We start from the raw sequence: 16,327 nt of genomic DNA on the forward strand, positions 1-16,327 counted from the left end.
GAGGAGGGTGACATGGCGGTACGAGCAGCGGTGGCCGGGGCGAGCGGATACGCGGGCGGAGAGGTCCTGCGGCTGCTCCTGGCACACCCCGAGATCGAGATCGGCGCCCTGACCGGCAACTCCAACGCCGGGCAGGAACTGGGCGCGCTCCAGCCGCATCTGCTGCCGCTGGCCGACCGGGTGCTCCAGGAGACCACCCCCGAGGTGCTCGCCGGGCACGACGTCGTCTTCCTCGCCCTGCCCCACGGGCAGTCCGCCGCCGTCGCCGAGCGGCTCGGTCCGGACGTCCTCGTCGTCGACATGGGCGCCGACTTCCGGCTCAAGGACGCGGCCGACTGGGAGCGGTTCTACGGCTCCGCGCATGCCGGGACCTGGCCCTACGGCCTCCCCGAACTGCCGGGCGGCCGCGCCGCGCTGGAGGGGTCCAAGCGCATCGCGGTGCCCGGTTGCTACCCGACGGCCGCCTCGCTCGCCCTCTTCCCGGCGTACGCGGCCGGCCTGGCCGAGGCCGAGGCCGTGATCGTCGCCGCCTCCGGCACGTCCGGCGCGGGCAAGGCGCCCAAGGCCCATCTGCTCGGCAGCGAGGTCATGGGCTCCATGTCGCCGTACGGCGTCGGCGGCGGCCACCGGCACACCCCCGAGATGATCCAGAACCTCGGTGCGGCCGCCGGCGAGCCGGTCACCGTCTCCTTCACGCCCACGCTCGCCCCGATGCCCCGCGGCATCCTCGCCACGTGCAGCGCCAAGGCCCGGCCCGGCGTCACCGCCGAAGCCGTGCGCGCCGCCTACGAGAAGGCCTTCGCCGACGAGCCCTTCGTCCATCTGCTCCCCGAGGGCCGCTGGCCCGCCACGGCGTCCGTCTACGGTTCCAACGCCGTTCAGGTGCAGGTCGCATTCGACGAGGCGGCGGGCCGCATCATCGCGATCAGCGCCATCGACAACCTGACCAAGGGCACCGCGGGCGGTGCCGTCCAGAGCATGAACATCGCCCTCGGGCTCGACGAGACCACCGGGCTTTCCACGATCGGAGTCGCACCGTGAGCGTCACGGCAGCCAAGGGATTCACGGCGGCGGGCATCGCCGCCGGGATCAAGGCGAACGGCAACCCGGACCTGGCCCTCGTGGTCAACGACGGGCCCCGCCGCACCGCCGCCGGCGTCTTCACCTCCAACCGCGTGAAGGCCGCGCCGGTCCTGTGGTCCGAGCAGGTCCTCAAGAGCGGCCAGGTCTCCGCCGTCGTCCTCAATTCCGGCGGCGCCAACGCCTGCACCGGGCCGAAGGGCTTCCAGGACACGCACGCCACCGCGGAGAAGGTCGCGGACACGCTCGGCCACAGCGCCGCCGAGGTCGCGGTCGCCTCGACGGGACTCATCGGCGTACTCCTGCCCATGGACAAGCTCCTGCCGGGCGTCGAGGCCGCGGCCGCCACTCTGAGCGAGCACGGCGGCGAGAGGGCCGCCATCGCCATCAAGACCACCGACAGCGTCCACAAGACGTCCGTCGTCACCCGGGACGGCTGGACCGTCGGCGGCATGGCCAAGGGCGCGGGCATGCTCGCCCCCGGCCTGGCCACCATGCTCGTCGTCCTCACCACCGACGCCGACCTCGACAGCGACGTACTGGACGGGGCGCTGCGGGCCGCGACCCGCACGACCTTCGACCGCGTCGACTCCGACGGCTGCATGTCCACCAACGACACCGTGCTCCTGCTGGCCTCGGGGGCCTCCGGCGTCACCCCCGGGTACGCGGAGTTCGCCGAGGCCGTCCGCACCGTCTGCGACGATCTCGGTCAGCAGCTCATCCGCGACGCCGAGGGCGCCAGCAAGGACATCAAGGTCGAGGTGATCAACGCCGCGAGCGAGGAGGACGCCGTCGAGGTGGGCCGCTCCATCGCCCGCAACAACCTCCTCAAGTGCGCCATCCACGGCGAGGACCCCAACTGGGGACGGGTGCTGTCCGCCATCGGCACCACCTCCGCCGCCTTCGAGCCCGACCAGCTCAACGTGGCCATCAACGGCGTGTGGGTGTGCAAGAGCGGCGGCGTCGGCGAGGACCGCGACAAGGTCGACATGCGCTACCGCGAGGTGCACATCGTCGCCGACCTCGCGGCCGGTCCCGAGACCGCCACCATCTGGACCAACGACCTCACCGCGGACTACGTCCACGAGAACAGCGCGTACTCGTCATGAGCATCACGCGCAAGCACACCGCGCTGCCCAAGGCCCAGATCCTCATCGAGGCGCTGCCGTGGCTGACCCGGCACAACGGCAAGACCGTCGTCGTCAAGTTCGGCGGCAACGCCATGATCGACGAGGAGCTGAAGGCGGCGTTCGCGCAGGACATCGTGTTCCTGCGGCACGCGGGTCTCAAGCCCGTCGTCGTGCACGGCGGCGGCCCGCAGATCAGCGCGGCCCTCGACCGGCACGGCATCGTCAGCGAGTTCAAGGCGGGCCTGCGGGTCACCACCGAGGACGCCATGGACGTCGTGCGCATGGTGCTCGCCGGACAGGTCCAGCGCGAGCTGGTCGGGCTGCTCAACCAGCACGGCCCGCTCGCCGTCGGCCTCACCGGCGAGGACGCGCACACCATCACCGCAACCAAGCACCGGCCCGAGATCGACGGCGAACTGGTCGACATCGGGCGGGTGGGCGAGATCACCTCGATCGACACGGGCGCGATCGAGGCACTGCTCGCCGACGGCCGCATCCCGGTCGTCTCGTCGATCGCCCGTAGTCAGGATGACGGACATGTCTACAACGTCAATGCTGATACGGCGGCTGCGGCACTCGCTGCGGCACTGGGAGCCGAAACCCTCATGGTCCTCACGGACGTCGAGGGTCTCTACGAGGACTGGCCGCACAGCGACGAGGTGATCAGCCGCCTCACCGCTTCCCAGCTGGAGAAGCTCCTGCCGGAGCTGTCCTCCGGCATGGTGCCGAAGATGGAGGGCTGTCTGCACGCCGTACGCAACGGCGTCACCACCGCCCGTGTCATCGACGGCCGGGTCCAGCACTCGATCCTGCTGGAGATCTTCACCGACGAGGGCATCGGCACGATGGTCGTGCCGGACGACGAGGGGGACGCATGACCGGCACCGCGACCAACGCGGAGCTCACCCAGCGGTGGCAGGGCGCTCTCATGAACAACTACGGCACCCCGCGACTGCCCCTCGTGCGCGGTGAGGGCACCCGGCTGTGGGACGCCGACGGCAAGGAGTACGTCGACTTCGTCGGCGGTATCGCGGTCAACGCCCTCGGCCACGCGCACCCGGCGGTCGTCGATGCCGTCAGCAGGCAGATCGCCTCCCTCGGCCATGTCTCCAACCTCTTCGTCGCCGAACCGCCCGTCGCCCTCGCCGAACGGCTGCTCCAGCACTTCGGCCGCGACGGCAGGGTCTACTTCTGCAACTCCGGCGCCGAGGCCAACGAGGGCGCCTTCAAGATCGGCCGGCTGACCGGGCGGACCCACATGGTCGCCACCGACGGCGGCTTCCACGGCCGCACGATGGGTGCCCTCGCGCTCACCGGCCAGTCCGGCAAGCGCGAGCCGTTCCTGCCGCTGCCCGGCGATGTCACGCACGTGCCCTACGGCGACGCGCAGGCGCTGGCCGCCGCGGTCACCGAGGAGACCGCGCTGGTGATCATCGAGCCCGTCCAGGGCGAGAACGGCGTCGTCGTCCCGCCGGCCGGCTATCTCAAGGCCGCCCGGGCGATCACCGCCGCCGCCGGGGCGCTGCTCGTCCTCGACGAGGTGCAGACCGGTGTGGGCCGTACCGGGCACTGGTTCGAGTACCAGGCCCACGAGGGCGTCCTGCCGGACGTCGTCACCCTCGCCAAGGGCCTCGGCGGCGGACTGCCGCTCGGCGCGACCGTCGCCTTCGGAGACGCCGCCGAACTGCTCCAGCCCGGTCACCACGGGACGACCTTCGGCGGCAACCCCGTCGCCTGCGCGGCCGGACTCGCCGTCCTCGACACCATCGAGAAGGACGGCCTCCTCGAGAACGTCAAGAACCAGAGCGAAAAACTGCGCGACGGAATCGAGTCTCTCGGGCACCCGTTGATCGACCACGTCAGGGGCGCGGGCCTCCTCCTGGGTATCGTGCTCACGGAGCCGCTCGCGCAGAAGGCGCAGCAGGCGGCTCAGGACGCCGGCTTCCTCGTGAACGCGCCCGCACCCGATGTCGTACGGCTGATGCCGGCGCTGAATCTCGGCGACGACGACGTGGACGCGTTCCTCGGGGCGCTGCCCGGCGTGCTGGACGTGGCCAACGGGGACGGACGATCCGGGGAATGAGACGACGATGAGCCAGGCGCAGGATCACGAGCAGACCGGGGGGCCCGCCCTGCCGCAGACCCGCACCGCCCGTCACCGGCGGATCGTGGACATCCTCAACCGGCAGCCGGTCCGTTCCCAGAGCCAGTTGGCGAAGCTCCTCGCCGACGACGGACTGACCGTCACCCAGGCGACGCTCTCCCGGGACCTCGACGAGCTGAACGCGGTGAAGATCCGCAACACGGACGGCGACCTCATCTACGCGGTCCCCAGCGAGGGCGGCTTCCGCACCCCGCGGGCCCCGCTGGGTGAGTCGGCGAAGGAGGAGCGGATGCGGCGCCTCTCGCAGGAGCTGCTGATCTCCGCGGAGGCCTCCGCCAACCTCGTGGTCCTGCGCACCCCTCCGGGGGCGGCGCAGTTCCTGGCCTCGGCGATCGACCAGGCCGAACTGCACGACATCCTGGGCACGATCGCGGGCGACGACACACTGATGCTGATCAGCCGGAACCCGACCGGGGGCCAGGCCCTGGCGGACCACCTGCTGCGACTGGCCCAGAACGGCCACTGAGGCGCCTTGCGCCGGAGCCGGGCTCTTCGGCTCCGCGAGGGGTCCGGTGCTCCTTGCCCTGGGGGGTCCGGGCACTGCGTGCGGGGTTCCTGGCGCTGCGCGCGACGGCGGTTCCGGGCACCGTGTGCGCCGGGTGTGCCGGGTGTTCCGCGGCGCGCGGAGCCGGACGCCGCCCGCTGCTGAGGCTATGTCAGGTGCCCTCGTGTCGCGGGGGCTTGCGGGCTTCTCGTCGTGCGGGGGTGTCGGCCGTCCAGTCAGGCGGGGATTCGGGCGGTGCGTGCCGTGGTCGCATCGGGTGTTTCTGGGATGAGCGCATCGGGCGCTGCCCGTTAGTGAGGGTGTGTCAGGTGTTGCCCTCGTGTTGCAGGGGATTGCGGGCTTCTCGTCGTGCGGGGGTGTCGGCCGTCCAGTCAGGCGGGGATTCGGGCGGTGCGTGCCGTGGTCGCATCGGGTGTTTCTGGCGTGAGCGAATCGGACGCTGCCCGTTGCTGAGGGCGTATCAGGTGCTCGCGTGCCGTGGGGAATTGCGGACACCTCGTCCTGTGAGGGTGTCAACTGCCCGGTACTGCGGGGGTCGGGCCGTCCCTGCCGCACGGTTGGCGGGTTTCCGTGTTCCGTGTCACGAGGGGCCGAGGCTTCCGCGTCCCGAAGGACCGAGGTTTTCGCGCTGTGAGGGACCGAGGTTTCCGAGCCGCGAGGGGCCGATTCCGTGCCCCGAGGGCATCCGGCGGCCCGTGCTCGTGAGGGTATTCCGCGACCCTTGCTCGTCAGGGCATCCGGCGGCCCGTGCTCGTGAGGGAACCGGCCAATTCGTGCCGCAGGCGGGGCCGCGCGTCCCAACTGGTGTGAGCCGCCGTCCCGTTGTCGCCGGAGGAGCGGGCGAAGCGCCGGGAACCGGGTCGGCTCCCGGGCGGCGGGGGCGATGGCCTCGGCCGACCGACCGGCCACGGGACCGGACGGTGCGCGTACGTGCCGAGGCCGTCGCTGCCCGGTGGCTTGCGGCGTATCCGCGCTCATGTCGGCGAGGTCAGCCCAGCCGTGCCCCGAGCCCCCCGGTGCACCGCACCTCGTCGCCGGCCGTGATCAGCAGCGCCTCCACGTCCGGCAGGCCCTCCAGCCAGTTCAGCGCCTCCCGCGAACCCATCGCGAACGCGGCCGTGGCCCAGCAGTCCGACCAGGTCAGCGACGGGCCGACCACGGTCACGGCCACCAGGTCGGTCACCGCGGAGCGTCCCGTACGCGGATCCACGATGTGCGCGCCCCGTTCGGCGGTGCCGGACGTCGCCACCGCCAGCCGGTCCGTCCCGGCCGCGGAGATCACCGCGGCCAGCCCGCCGGGCCGGAGCGGATCGGACACGCCCACGCGCCAAGGCCGTTGCGGCCCCGGAGCACCGCGCAGCTGGACGTCCCCGCCGCCGTTCACACTCACGCCGGTCACCCCGGGTACCGCCGCCAGCAGCCCGGCGGCCCGTTCGGCGGCCCAGCCCTTGACGATCCCGGTCGGGTCGAGGCGCCCCTGGTACGACATGCTGAACCAGCCGTCGCTCACCCGCTCCGCCTCGGCGCCCAGTTCCAGCACCTCGGCCACCTCGGGAGCGCACTCCTCGACGGACAGCTCACCGCGGGCCAGCCGGGAGACCTGGCTGCTGTCGCGGTAGGTGCTGAACACCTCGTCGGCCCGGTGCAGTGCGGCGACGGCCTCGTCGAGCGCGTCCCGTACGGCATCGGTCTCGCCGCCCCGGACGTCGAAGGAGAAGACGGTCCCCATGACCTCCTCCGCATGGCGAACCGGGGCGGGCGCTTCCGCGGACTCGGCCACCGACTCAGCCACCGGCCTGGTCCAGTGCCGACTGGAGCGACTGCTTGTAGCCGGTGCTGGTGTAGGTCGCCCCGGACACCGCGTCGATGTCCGAGCTGCCGGCCGCGACGGCCTCCTGGTTGAGCTTGGGCACGGCCAGTTCGGTCTTCTGGGTGCTGGTGCCGCCGCTGGGCGCCTGGAGCGCCTCCGCCTTGGTGATCTTGCCGCCGCTGACCGTGATACGGACCTGGACCGGACCGTACTGGGTCTGGGCCACACGTCCGGTGAGGATACGGACCTGCGCGGCCGGGGCGGACGCGCCGCCGGCCCCGGCCGACCCGCCGGCGGTCCTGGCCTTGTCCAGTGCCGACTGGAGGGACTGCTTGTAGCCGGTGCTCGTGTACGTGGCCCCGGAGACCGCGTCGATCTCGGCGCTCTGCGCGGCGACGGCCTCCTGGTTGAGCTTGGGCACGGCCAGTTCGGTCTTCTGGGTGCTGGTGCCGCCGCTGGGAGCCTGGACGGCCTCGGCCTTGGTGATCCTGCCGCCGCTCATGGTGAGCCGCACCTGGACGGGGCCGTACTGGGTCTGGACCACGTTTCCGGTGACCGCGTCCGCTCCGGCGGCCTCGGCGCCGCCCTGGGCGGACTCCTGCGCGGCGGCCGTCTGCTGGGGGGCCGTGCCGCCGGCCGCCTGCGCGGCGCCCGGGTCGGACGCCGGCTTCAGCGACAGCAGCAGCACGATTCCGGACACGGTGGCGGCGGTGGCGAGCACCACACGCCGAAGGGGGTGGCTCTTCTTCATCGCTCCTGACTCCCGTCGCTCACATCTCGAACGACTCGTGATGGATGCGGCGGGCGGGGACCCCCGCGCCGCGCAGCGCCTCGTACACCTGCTGGGCGAAGCCGGGCGGCCCGCACATGAAGACGTCGTGGCGGTCGATGTCACCGATCTTCCGGCGCAGGCTCTCCGCCGAGATGTCGGGCCGTTCGCCGTCGGGACTGTTGACCGCGTACATCAGCCGCGCTCCCCGCTCACCGGCGATCTTCGACAGCTCGTCCCACAGCGCCAGATCCTGGGTGCTGTTGGCCCGGTAGAGCAGGGTGATGTCGCCGGCCGCGCCGGGCAGGGTCTCGAACAGGGCCCGCATCGGGGTGATGCCGACGCCGCCCGCGACCAGCAGCACCTTGCCGCGGCTGCGCCGGGACGCGGTCAGCGCGCCGTACGGGCCCTCGGCCCACACCCGGGTGCCGGGAGTGAGCTCGCGCAGCCCGGCGCTGTGGTCGCCGATCGCCTTCACGGTGATCCGGAGCATGTCCGGGCGGGGCGCCGCCGACAGCGAGTACGGGTGCGAGCTGAACCGCATGCCCGGTGCCAGGAACCGCCAGCGGAAGAACTGCCCGGCCTCCGCACCCATCCGGTGCAGCTTCTTCCCGCCGATCAGCACCGACACGATCCCCGGCGTCTCCTCGATGACCGCCTCGACCCGCATCCGGTGCCGCAGGTTCAGCCGGATCGGCGTGAGGATCCGGTACCAGAGCACCAGCGCCGTGACCGAGCCGTACAGCACGTACCACGCGGTCTTCGCGACCGGCTCGACGGCGAAGTCGTTGCCGGTGGTGATCTGGTGCCAGAACGTCAGGAACACCGCCGCGTACGTCATCAGATGGATGTGGTACCAGGTGTCGTACGGCATCAGCTTGCGGATCCCGCCGACCGACACCAGCCCGATGAGGACCAGCAGGCCCGTGCCGATGGCGGCCTTGCCCATGTCCGGCAGCTGGTTGACCGAGTCGATCGTCTGCTGGACGATGTCGCCGAGCGACTTGCCGGCCTGGAGCGCGTAGCCCCACATCGTGAGGAAGACGTGCGCGATGACCAGACTGAGCGTGTAGCGCCCGCTCATCGCGTGCCAGCGGGCCACCCGGTCGGAGCCCACCCGGCGCTCCAGCGCGGGGACGCGGGCCATCTGCAGGACGACGAGCGCCATCAGGTATCCGGCGAGCAGGCCGGTGATCCGGCCCGCGTTGAGGATCCTGCTGCTGTTGTCGGCGATCGACGGTGTGTTGTGCCACCACAGCCACAGCACGCCCACCGCGCCCGCCCACACGGCGAGCAGCAGGGGGACGGCAGGGGAGCGGCGCGGACGGATGCGGCGCATCGTCTGGCGTCGGGCGGCACGGCCGCCCGCGAGCGTGGTGGTCACGGTTCCTCCGTGGGGACTTGACCCTTGGCCCACAGATACGTGCCGCGACTGCCGAGTGTTCAGCCTGCTGGAGAGTCGAATGCGAAGGCGAGTGACCGATGGGGAGCGTCAGTACCGCGTGATCGCCGTCGGTCCGTCGTCGGTGCCGATCGCGATGTGCGGACGCAGCGCGGGGTCGGCCCAGCGCAGCAGCGCGCGCATCGCGTCCGACGGTACCGAGACGCATCCGGCGGTCGCCCCGGACCCGTTGACGTGCAGGAAGATTCCGGCGCCGCGCCCGCGTACGCGTTCGTGGTAGTTGAAGCCGATGACGAGCGCGTACGCGTACTGCGTCCGGTACGAGATCAAGTGCTCGGACTCGGCGGCCCGGCAGTCGGACGGGCGGGGCTCGGTCCAGCGGTTGTAGGACCGGGAGTCGTTGTCCTGGCACCACCAGGACTCCGCCCGCACCGGCCGGTACCCGAGCGCGGTGCCGACCGGCGCCTTCTCGACGCCGAACGCGAACGGCAGGTCGTACAGCCCGGTCGGCGTCGTGTTCGTGCCCTGCGCCCGTGAGGCGCCCTCGACCAGTCCCTTCGCCCCGAACCTGGCCGGCGCGGAACCGGCCCGCACCCACCGCCCGTTGCGCAGGTCCCACCAGGTGAGCGTGCCGGACGTCGAACCGGTGTCCGGTGCCTGAGCGGTGATCAGCTGGGTGCCGCCCCCGGTGTCCGCCAGCAGCGCGGGCAGCGGCGGCCGCGCATCGGGCGCGGCGGCACCCAGCATCAGAAGGGACAGGGAGACGAGACCGGCGACGGCACCAGAGCGCATGCTCAGACGCTAGACGGCGGCAGCGGCAACGGCAGCCCGGGTAGTCCATCCAGGCTGGTCGCCACGTGGTCCTTCTTCTGGAAGTAGTCGTTCAGCGAGTCGTCGTCCTCGCGGGCGAAGCGCCTGGCGTGCAGGTCGCGGTCCTCGTCGTACGTCATGAGGGGCACCGCGTACCCGCAGGTGTCGCGCACGAGTTCGGCCCTCACCACGATGATCGCGCGCAGGCCGTGCGGGGTGGGGTCGATGTCCGGGAAATGGGCGAGGAGCTCGTTGAAGCGGGGGTCGTCACGGAAGACCGGCTCCCCGTGGCCGTGGACGCGCACGATGTTCGGCGGCCCCTGGAACGCACACCACATCAGGGTGATCCGGCCGTTCTCGCGCAGGTGCGCGATGGTCTCGGCGTTGGATCCGGCGAAGTCGAGGTAGGCGACGGAGTGTTCGTCGAGTACGACGAGCGAGCCCCTGAGGCCCTTGGGGGAGAGGTTGACCGTACCGTCGCCGGACAGCGGGGCGGTCGCGGTGAAGAAGAGGGGCTGCTCCTCGATGAACGTGCGGAGCCTGCCCTCGATGCGTTCGTAAGTCTTTCCCATGTCTAACGATTATCGACGAACACCCTCGCGCCCGTCCCCAGGAATCGCCGGGTCCCGTTACGGCTCGTCGGGGCCGCTCTGCGTTCGTCGTGGCCGCCTGCCCTTGCCGTGGCCGCCGCTTGCCGTGGCCGCCCCGGCCGGCGCTCATTCGGGGCGGCCACAGCTGCCTGTCACCTCGCTGTTCGAGGGTGCAGGCGGCCGGCGAGTCCAGGCCCTGGGGCTTGGCGGCGGTACGGCCGATGGAGAGGGCGATCCGGTCGATGGCCGAGACGCGCTCGTCCTCGAGCGGGCCGAGGACGGCGTTCGGGACGAAGTCGGGTCCGCCCCGGCCGACGGTGTCGACGAGTCGCTTGTTCGCTTCGTCGATCTGGGTCCGGAGCAGGGCGAGGTTGGGGTCGACCTCGGCCTGCGCGGTGGCGGGGATCGCGGGCAACCGCGAGGCGACGTCCGGGCAGGTGATGGTGCCGGCGTCCGCCAGGGTCCGGGCGTTCGTGCTGTCGTTCCCGGACGGCTCTCCGGCCCAGGCGGAACCGGCGATGACCGCGCCGGACAGCACCAGGCGGCGGCGCCGCCGATGGACGCGACGCGGCGCTTGTCGTACTTCGGCAAAGCCCTGGACACGCGGATGCCTCACCAGGGTCGGGGGGTGTCTGTCGTCCCTCGGTCGACGCGGCGCCTGCGGCGGACAGGAATACGAGAAAGCGGTTTCCCGCGTTCAGGTGACCGCGGAGAAGTCCGCACGGACCGGGACGCGATGCACTCCCGCCACCCACCGCGGGCGCCCGCCCCTGACCCCCCGCCCCTGATTGACGAATCATGCAGAGTTCTGCATACTCATGCATAGAGCAGGCGGAGCCTGACGCGGACCTCGCACATCACCACCTTCGAGGAGCAACCCAAGTGAGCAGCAACAGCGGTGACGTACGGCTCTGGGGCGGCCGTTTCGCCGACGGTCCCGCCGAGGCCCTGGCGAAGCTGTCCGCGTCCGTCCACTTCGACTGGCGTCTCGCGCCCTACGACATCGCGGGTTCGCGTGCCCACGCGCGCGTGCTGCACAAGGCGGCGCTGCTCACGGACGACGAGCTGACCCGGATGCTGGCCGGCCTCGACCTCCTGGAGTCGGCGGTGGCGGACGGCTCCTTCGTCGGCACGGTCGCCGACGAGGACGTGCACACCGCCCTGGAGCGGGGCCTGCTGGAGCGCCTCGGCCCCGACCTCGGCGGCAAGCTGCGCGCCGGCCGGTCCCGCAACGACCAGGTCGCCACCCTCTTCCGGATGTACCTGCGCGACCACGCCCGGATCATCGGCGGCCTGATCGCCGACCTCCAGGACGCGCTGGTCGGCCTGGCGGAGGCCCACCCGGACGTGGCGATGCCCGGCCGCACCCACCTCCAGCACGCCCAGCCGGTGCTCTTCGCCCACCATGTGCTCGCCCATGTCCAGTCGCTGTCCCGGGACGCCGAACGCCTGCGCCAGTGGGACGAGCGGACGGCCGTCTCGCCGTACGGCGCCGGGGCGCTCGCGGGCAGCAGCCTCGGCCTGGACCCGGAGTCGGTGGCCGCGGACCTCGGCTTCGAGCGCGGCAGCGTCGGCAACTCCATCGACGGCACGGCCTCCCGTGACTTCGCCGCCGAGTTCGCCTTCGTCACCGCGATGATCGGGGTCGACCTCTCCCGGATCTCGGAGGAGATCATCATCTGGAACACGAAGGAATTCTCCTTCGTGACCCTGCACGACGCGTTCTCCACGGGCTCGTCGATCATGCCGCAGAAGAAGAACCCCGACATCGCCGAGCTGGCGCGCGGCAAGTCGGGACGCCTGATCGGCAACCTGACCGGCCTCATGGCCACGCTCAAGGCGCTCCCGCTCGCGTACAACCGCGATCTCCAGGAGGACAAGGAGCCGGTCTTCGACTCCTGCGACCAGCTGGAAGTCCTGCTTCCGGCCTTCACCGGCATGATCGCCACCCTCACCGTGCACCGCGACCGCATGGAGGAGCTGGCCCCGGCCGGTTTCTCCCTCGCGACCGACATCGCCGAGTGGCTGGTCAAGCAGGGCGTGCCGTTCCGCGTGGCGCACGAGGTCGCGGGCGAGTGCGTGAAGGTCGCCGAGGCCGACGGCAAGGAACTCGACGGCCTGACGGACGAGCAGTTCGCGAAGATCTCCCCCCACCTCACCCCCGAGGTCCGCTCGGTCCTCAACGTCCCCGGCGCCCTCGCGTCCCGCAACGGCCGGGGCGGTACGGCCCCGGAGGCGGTCGCCGTGCAGCTCGCCGAGGTGAAGGCGGACGTGGCGGCGCAGCACACGTGGGCCGACGCCCGCCGGTGAGCGACCGCGCACCCTCCTCCTGAATGTCCGGAACCGGCGCCACCCTGACAACTCGGTGTGGCGCCGGTGCAGTTGTCCGGAGCGGGGCGGTCATGGGGCGGGGACGTCCGGCCGTGCGCGTGGCCGCACTGCCGGCCACGACAGCGCGGGGTGCGGCGACTCACGCCGACCGGCCGGCCGAGGCGCTGCGCGTACGGCGCCGTCGGCGGCGACGGCCTCGGCGGTGTGGACGCCGTCGCGGTCGCGGCCGACAGCGGACAGGTGCGCCACACGTTCGAGCCCGGCGTCCGCTACAACGTCGAGTGCGGCAGGGTCATCGTCAGACCGGGACCGTCCCTCCAGGGCGCCCACGCCAACCTCCTGCGTGCCGAGCCGGCCGGCCTGGTGCGGGAGGCGGCGCCGCCCGGGTGAGGGCGGGTTACGTTGGTCGTGAGCCGCATGGAGCCACCGGAACGGAGCACGCGATGCCTTTCGACCGCCTGAGCGCAGCGACGACTCCCACCGCCCACCTCGGTCTCGGCCTCGCCGCCGTCGGCCGTCCCGGTTACATCAACCTCGGCCGGGAGCGGGACCTGCCGTCCGTCCGCAGCGTCGACGCCCTGCGCGAGCGCACCCACGAACTCCTCGACGCCGCCTACGCCCAGGGTGTGCGGTACTTCGACGTCGCCCGCTCCTACGGCCGTTCCGAGGAGTTCCTCGCCGACTGGCTGAACGCGCGTCCCGGCCTCGACGGCGTCGTCGTCGGCAGCAAGTGGGGCTACACCTACACCGCGGGCTGGTCCACCGACGCCGAACGGCACGAGGTCAAGGACCACGGCGTGCGGACGTACGAGAGGCAGCGCGCCGAGACCGCCGCCCTGCTCGGCGACCGGCTCGACCTCTATCAGATCCACTCGGTGACCCCGGACAGTCCCGCCCTCACCGACAAGGAGCTCCACGCGAAGCTCGCCGAGACCGCCGCCAACGGCGTCACCATCGGCTTCTCCACCAGCGGCCCGGCCCAGGCCGACGCCATCCGTGCCGCGCTCGCCGTGACAGTCGACGGCGAGCCCCTCTTCCGTACCGTCCAGTCGACGTACAACGCCCTGGAGACCTCGGCCGGACCCGCTCTCGCCGAGGCGCGCGACGCGGGACTCACGGTGATCGTCAAGGAGGGCATGGCCAACGGGCGGCTCGCGCAGCCGTACGCGCCGGACGCGTTGCGGGAGGTGGCGGAGCGGACGTCCCTCGGGTGCGACGCGGTCGCCCTCGCCCTGGTCCTGCGCGAGCCCTGGGCCGGGGTGGTCCTCTCCGGTGCCGCGACCGCCGACCAGCTCGCCTCCAACCTGCACGCGGCCGTCGTCGACCTCGACGAGGACCAGTTGGCCCGGCTGGCCACGCTCGTGGAGGAGCCGCACGCGTACTGGGAGCGGCGCGGGCGACTGCCCTGGCACTGATGAGGCACCCCTCGCACCGCCGAGCGTGATCGTCTCCGGCGCGCCGCGCCCGGTGTCCATGAGGCACACGCGCCCACGATGAGACAAGTGTGTCTCATTTGGTCTATCCTTGTCTCATGGCCGTCGATCGTGACCACGTGCTGCGCAGCGCAGCCGCCCTGCTGACCCGCAAATCCACCGCGACCATGGACGAGGTCGCCAAGGCCGCCGGAATCAGCCGGGCCACCCTGCACCGCCAGTTCGCCGGGCGGGACGTGCTCGTCCGGGCGCTGGAGTCGCTCGGCATCGCCGAGTGCGAGGCCGCGCTGGACGCCGCCCGCCTGGACGAGGGCCCGGCCCGCGACGCCGTGCACCGGCTGGTGCGCGCCATCGAACCCGCCGCCGGGCTGCTGGCCTTCCTCTACACCGAGAACCAGCTGTTCGAGGGCGAGGAGCAGAACGCGGGCTGGACCCGGATCGACGACCGCATCGCGGCCCTGTTCCGCAAGGGGCAGGCGACCGGCGAGTTCCGCATCGACCTCACCCCGGCCTGGCTGACCGAGGCGCTGTACGGCCTGCTGGCCTCGGCCGCCTGGGCGGTCTCGGAAGGCCGGGTCGCCGCGAAGGACTTCACGCACATGACCGTCGAACTGCTTCTGGGCGGCGCGCTTCGACGGGACGAACCACGGAGAGAGGAATCATGACCAGCACCCTGCGGCCGGCGGCCACGACGGAGGCGGTGCGGCGCCCGGGCCGATGGCTCGCGCTGTGCGTCCTCGTGCTCGCCGTGCTGCTGGTGGCCGTGGACGCGACCGTCCTCGGCCTCGCGACCCCCTATATCAGCGAGGACCTGGAGCCGACCGGCACCCAGCTCCTGTGGATCGGCGACGTCTACTCCTTCGTCATCGCGGGTCTGCTCGTCTCCATGGGCAGCCTCGGCGACCGCATCGGCCGCAAGCGGATCCTGCTCGGCGGCGCCACGGCGTTCGGCGCGATATCCGTCCTGAACGCCTACGCGACCACGCCGGAGACGATGATCCTGGCCCGGGCGCTGCTCGGTGTCGCCGGTGCCACCCTGATGCCGGCCACTCTGGCCCTGATCCGCAACCTCTTCCACGACCCGCGTGAGCGCAGCCTCGCCATCGGTATCTGGGGTGCCGCCGCCTCTGCGGGCACGGCGATCGGACCGATCGTCGGCGGCTTCCTGCTCGAGCACTTCTGGTGGGGTTCCGTCTTTCTGATCAACCTGCCCGTGATGGTCGTCCTCGTCCTCGTCGGCATCAGGCTGCTGCCGGAGTCCCGCAACCCGAACCCCGGCCCCTGGGACCTCATCAGCGTGGTGCTGTCCCTGGTCGGCATGATCGGTGTCGTGTACGCGGTCAAGGAGGCCGCCACCCACGGACTCACCTGGGAGACATGCGCCGCGGGCCTGCTGGGCGCGTCCGCCCTGTACGGGTTCATCCGGCGTCAGCTCACCATGCCGACCCCGCTGCTCGACATGCGGCTGTTCCGCAGCCGCGGTTTCAGCGGTGCCGTCCTCGCCGATCTGCTGACCGTGCTGGGCCTGTCCGGCCTGGTGTTCTTCCTCTCCCAGTACCTGCAACTCGTCCAGGGCAGGGGCCCGTTCGAGGCCGGCCTGGCCGAGTTGCCCGCCGCGATCGGCGCGGTGGCGGCCGGTCTGGTCGCGGGTCGCGCGGCACGGCGCTTCTCGGTGCGGGCCGTGGTCTCGGGCGGTCTGGCCGCCGTAGGGCTCGCGCTGGCCGCGCTCACCGTGCTGGACCGGTCGACGGGCTACCCGCTGCTCGGCACCGCCCTGCTCGTCGTCGGTGTCGGCGCAGGCTTCTCCTTCACCGTCACCGCCGACGTGATCCTCTCCAGCGTGCCGAAGGAACAGGCGGGCGCCGCGTCCGCGGTCTCCGAGACGGCGTACGAACTGGGCGCGGCCCTCGGCATCGCCGTACTCGGCTCCATCATGACGGGCGTCTACCGCGACTTCACGGGGCCTGCGGGCACCCCGGCCGCTGCGCACGAGTCCCTGGGCGGCGCGGTCGAGTCGGCGGCACACCTGCCCCCGGACACCGCGGAGCGACTTCTGACCGCGGCTCGCGAGGCCTTCGTGCACGGGCTGAGCCTGGCGGCGGGCGCGGGCGCGGCGGTACTGCTCGCGACGGCGGCGGCAGCCTGGTTCCTGCTGCGCGACCAGCGGCTGTGACAACCGACCCGAGCGGGCGGGGGGCGGAACGTAGAACCCACTGAAAGGGGCGCGGGGAAGTGTGCTAAAAGGGGCGCGGGGAACTGCGCAAAACCACACCGCACCCGCGCCCAGAAGCCGACCGCAGCGA

General features: G+C 71.8%; 15 protein-coding genes. 10 read left to right on the forward strand and 5 right to left on the reverse strand.

The features are described from left to right. The first annotated feature begins 12 nt into the window (after positions 1-12). The 5 genes from argC to ACFV0T_RS29735 are packed head-to-tail and all read left to right on the forward strand — an operon-like array spanning position 13 to position 4,840. Positions 13-1,041 (forward strand): N-acetyl-gamma-glutamyl-phosphate reductase, encoded by a 1,029-nt coding sequence (gene argC, locus ACFV0T_RS29715; protein ID WP_385785630.1) that lies wholly within the window; start codon positions 13-15, stop codon positions 1,039-1,041. After that, positions 1,038-2,189: a bifunctional glutamate N-acetyltransferase/amino-acid acetyltransferase ArgJ gene (gene argJ / locus ACFV0T_RS29720; protein ID WP_385785631.1), complete on the forward strand. Its 1,152-nt coding sequence runs from the start codon at positions 1,038-1,040 to the stop codon at positions 2,187-2,189. The genes argC and argJ overlap by 4 nt, the downstream gene beginning before the upstream one ends. Beyond that, complete coding sequence (gene argB, locus ACFV0T_RS29725) at positions 2,186-3,088, forward strand: acetylglutamate kinase (protein ID WP_385785634.1); 903 nt, start codon at positions 2,186-2,188, stop codon at positions 3,086-3,088. Before argJ ends, argB begins: the two co-directional genes overlap by 4 nt. Further along, positions 3,085-4,293: an acetylornithine transaminase gene (locus ACFV0T_RS29730; RefSeq protein WP_385785637.1), complete on the forward strand. Its 1,209-nt coding sequence runs from the start codon at positions 3,085-3,087 to the stop codon at positions 4,291-4,293. The genes argB and ACFV0T_RS29730 overlap by 4 nt, the downstream gene beginning before the upstream one ends. Before the next feature lie 7 nt (positions 4,294-4,300). Continuing rightward, the gene (locus ACFV0T_RS29735) at positions 4,301-4,840 is read left to right on the forward strand and encodes an arginine repressor (protein ID WP_385785639.1); all 540 of its coding nucleotides are present in this window, start codon (positions 4,301-4,303) and stop codon (positions 4,838-4,840) included. Positions 4,841-5,867: 1,027 nt separating this feature from the next. Here ACFV0T_RS29735 and ACFV0T_RS29740 read toward each other — a convergent pair. The 5 genes from ACFV0T_RS29740 to ACFV0T_RS29760 all read right to left on the reverse strand — a co-directional run bounded on the left by ACFV0T_RS29740 (position 5,868) and on the right by ACFV0T_RS29760 (position 10,242). After that, a complete protein-coding gene (locus ACFV0T_RS29740) occupies positions 5,868-6,608 on the reverse strand; it encodes an FAD:protein FMN transferase (protein ID WP_385785641.1) in 741 nt (246 codons plus the stop codon). 55 nt (positions 6,609-6,663) lie between these two features. Beyond that, positions 6,664-7,440 (reverse strand): FMN-binding protein, encoded by a 777-nt coding sequence (locus ACFV0T_RS29745; RefSeq protein ID WP_385785643.1) that lies wholly within the window; start codon positions 7,438-7,440, stop codon positions 6,664-6,666. Positions 7,441-7,459: 19 nt separating this feature from the next. Then, positions 7,460-8,842 (reverse strand): ferric reductase-like transmembrane domain-containing protein, encoded by a 1,383-nt coding sequence (locus ACFV0T_RS29750; RefSeq protein WP_385785645.1) that lies wholly within the window; start codon positions 8,840-8,842, stop codon positions 7,460-7,462. 108 nt (positions 8,843-8,950) lie between these two features. Further along, positions 8,951-9,652 carry a L,D-transpeptidase gene (locus ACFV0T_RS29755; RefSeq protein ID WP_385785648.1) on the reverse strand — a complete coding sequence of 234 codons (702 nt, stop codon included), beginning with the start codon at positions 9,650-9,652 and terminating at the stop codon, positions 8,951-8,953. 2 nt (positions 9,653-9,654) lie between these two features. Further along, positions 9,655-10,242: a pyridoxamine 5'-phosphate oxidase family protein gene (locus tag ACFV0T_RS29760; protein WP_385785651.1), complete on the reverse strand. Its 588-nt coding sequence runs from the start codon at positions 10,240-10,242 to the stop codon at positions 9,655-9,657. A 900-nt stretch (positions 10,243-11,142) separates the two neighbouring features. Here ACFV0T_RS29760 and argH point away from each other — a divergent pair. The 5 genes from argH (at position 11,143) to ACFV0T_RS29785 (ending at position 16,197) form a co-directional block, all read left to right on the forward strand. Then, positions 11,143-12,570 carry an argininosuccinate lyase gene (argH, locus tag ACFV0T_RS29765; protein WP_385785653.1) on the forward strand — a complete coding sequence of 476 codons (1,428 nt, stop codon included), beginning with the start codon at positions 11,143-11,145 and terminating at the stop codon, positions 12,568-12,570. 150 nt (positions 12,571-12,720) lie between these two features. Continuing rightward, the gene (locus tag ACFV0T_RS29770; protein WP_385785656.1) at positions 12,721-12,981 is read left to right on the forward strand and encodes a hypothetical protein; all 261 of its coding nucleotides are present in this window, start codon (positions 12,721-12,723) and stop codon (positions 12,979-12,981) included. Between the two features lie 53 nt (positions 12,982-13,034). Continuing rightward, positions 13,035-14,006 carry an aldo/keto reductase gene (locus ACFV0T_RS29775; protein WP_385785657.1) on the forward strand — a complete coding sequence of 324 codons (972 nt, stop codon included), beginning with the start codon at positions 13,035-13,037 and terminating at the stop codon, positions 14,004-14,006. Between the two features lie 116 nt (positions 14,007-14,122). Further along, positions 14,123-14,689 (forward strand): TetR/AcrR family transcriptional regulator, encoded by a 567-nt coding sequence (locus ACFV0T_RS29780; protein WP_385785660.1) that lies wholly within the window; start codon positions 14,123-14,125, stop codon positions 14,687-14,689. After that, positions 14,686-16,197: an MFS transporter gene (locus ACFV0T_RS29785; RefSeq protein ID WP_385785663.1), complete on the forward strand. Its 1,512-nt coding sequence runs from the start codon at positions 14,686-14,688 to the stop codon at positions 16,195-16,197. Before ACFV0T_RS29780 ends, ACFV0T_RS29785 begins: the two co-directional genes overlap by 4 nt. Positions 16,198-16,327 lie beyond the last annotated feature (130 nt).

The sequence above is a fragment of the Streptomyces sp. NPDC059582 genome, from assembly GCF_042735715.1.
Lineage (GTDB): Bacteria > Actinomycetota > Actinomycetes > Streptomycetales > Streptomycetaceae > Streptomyces.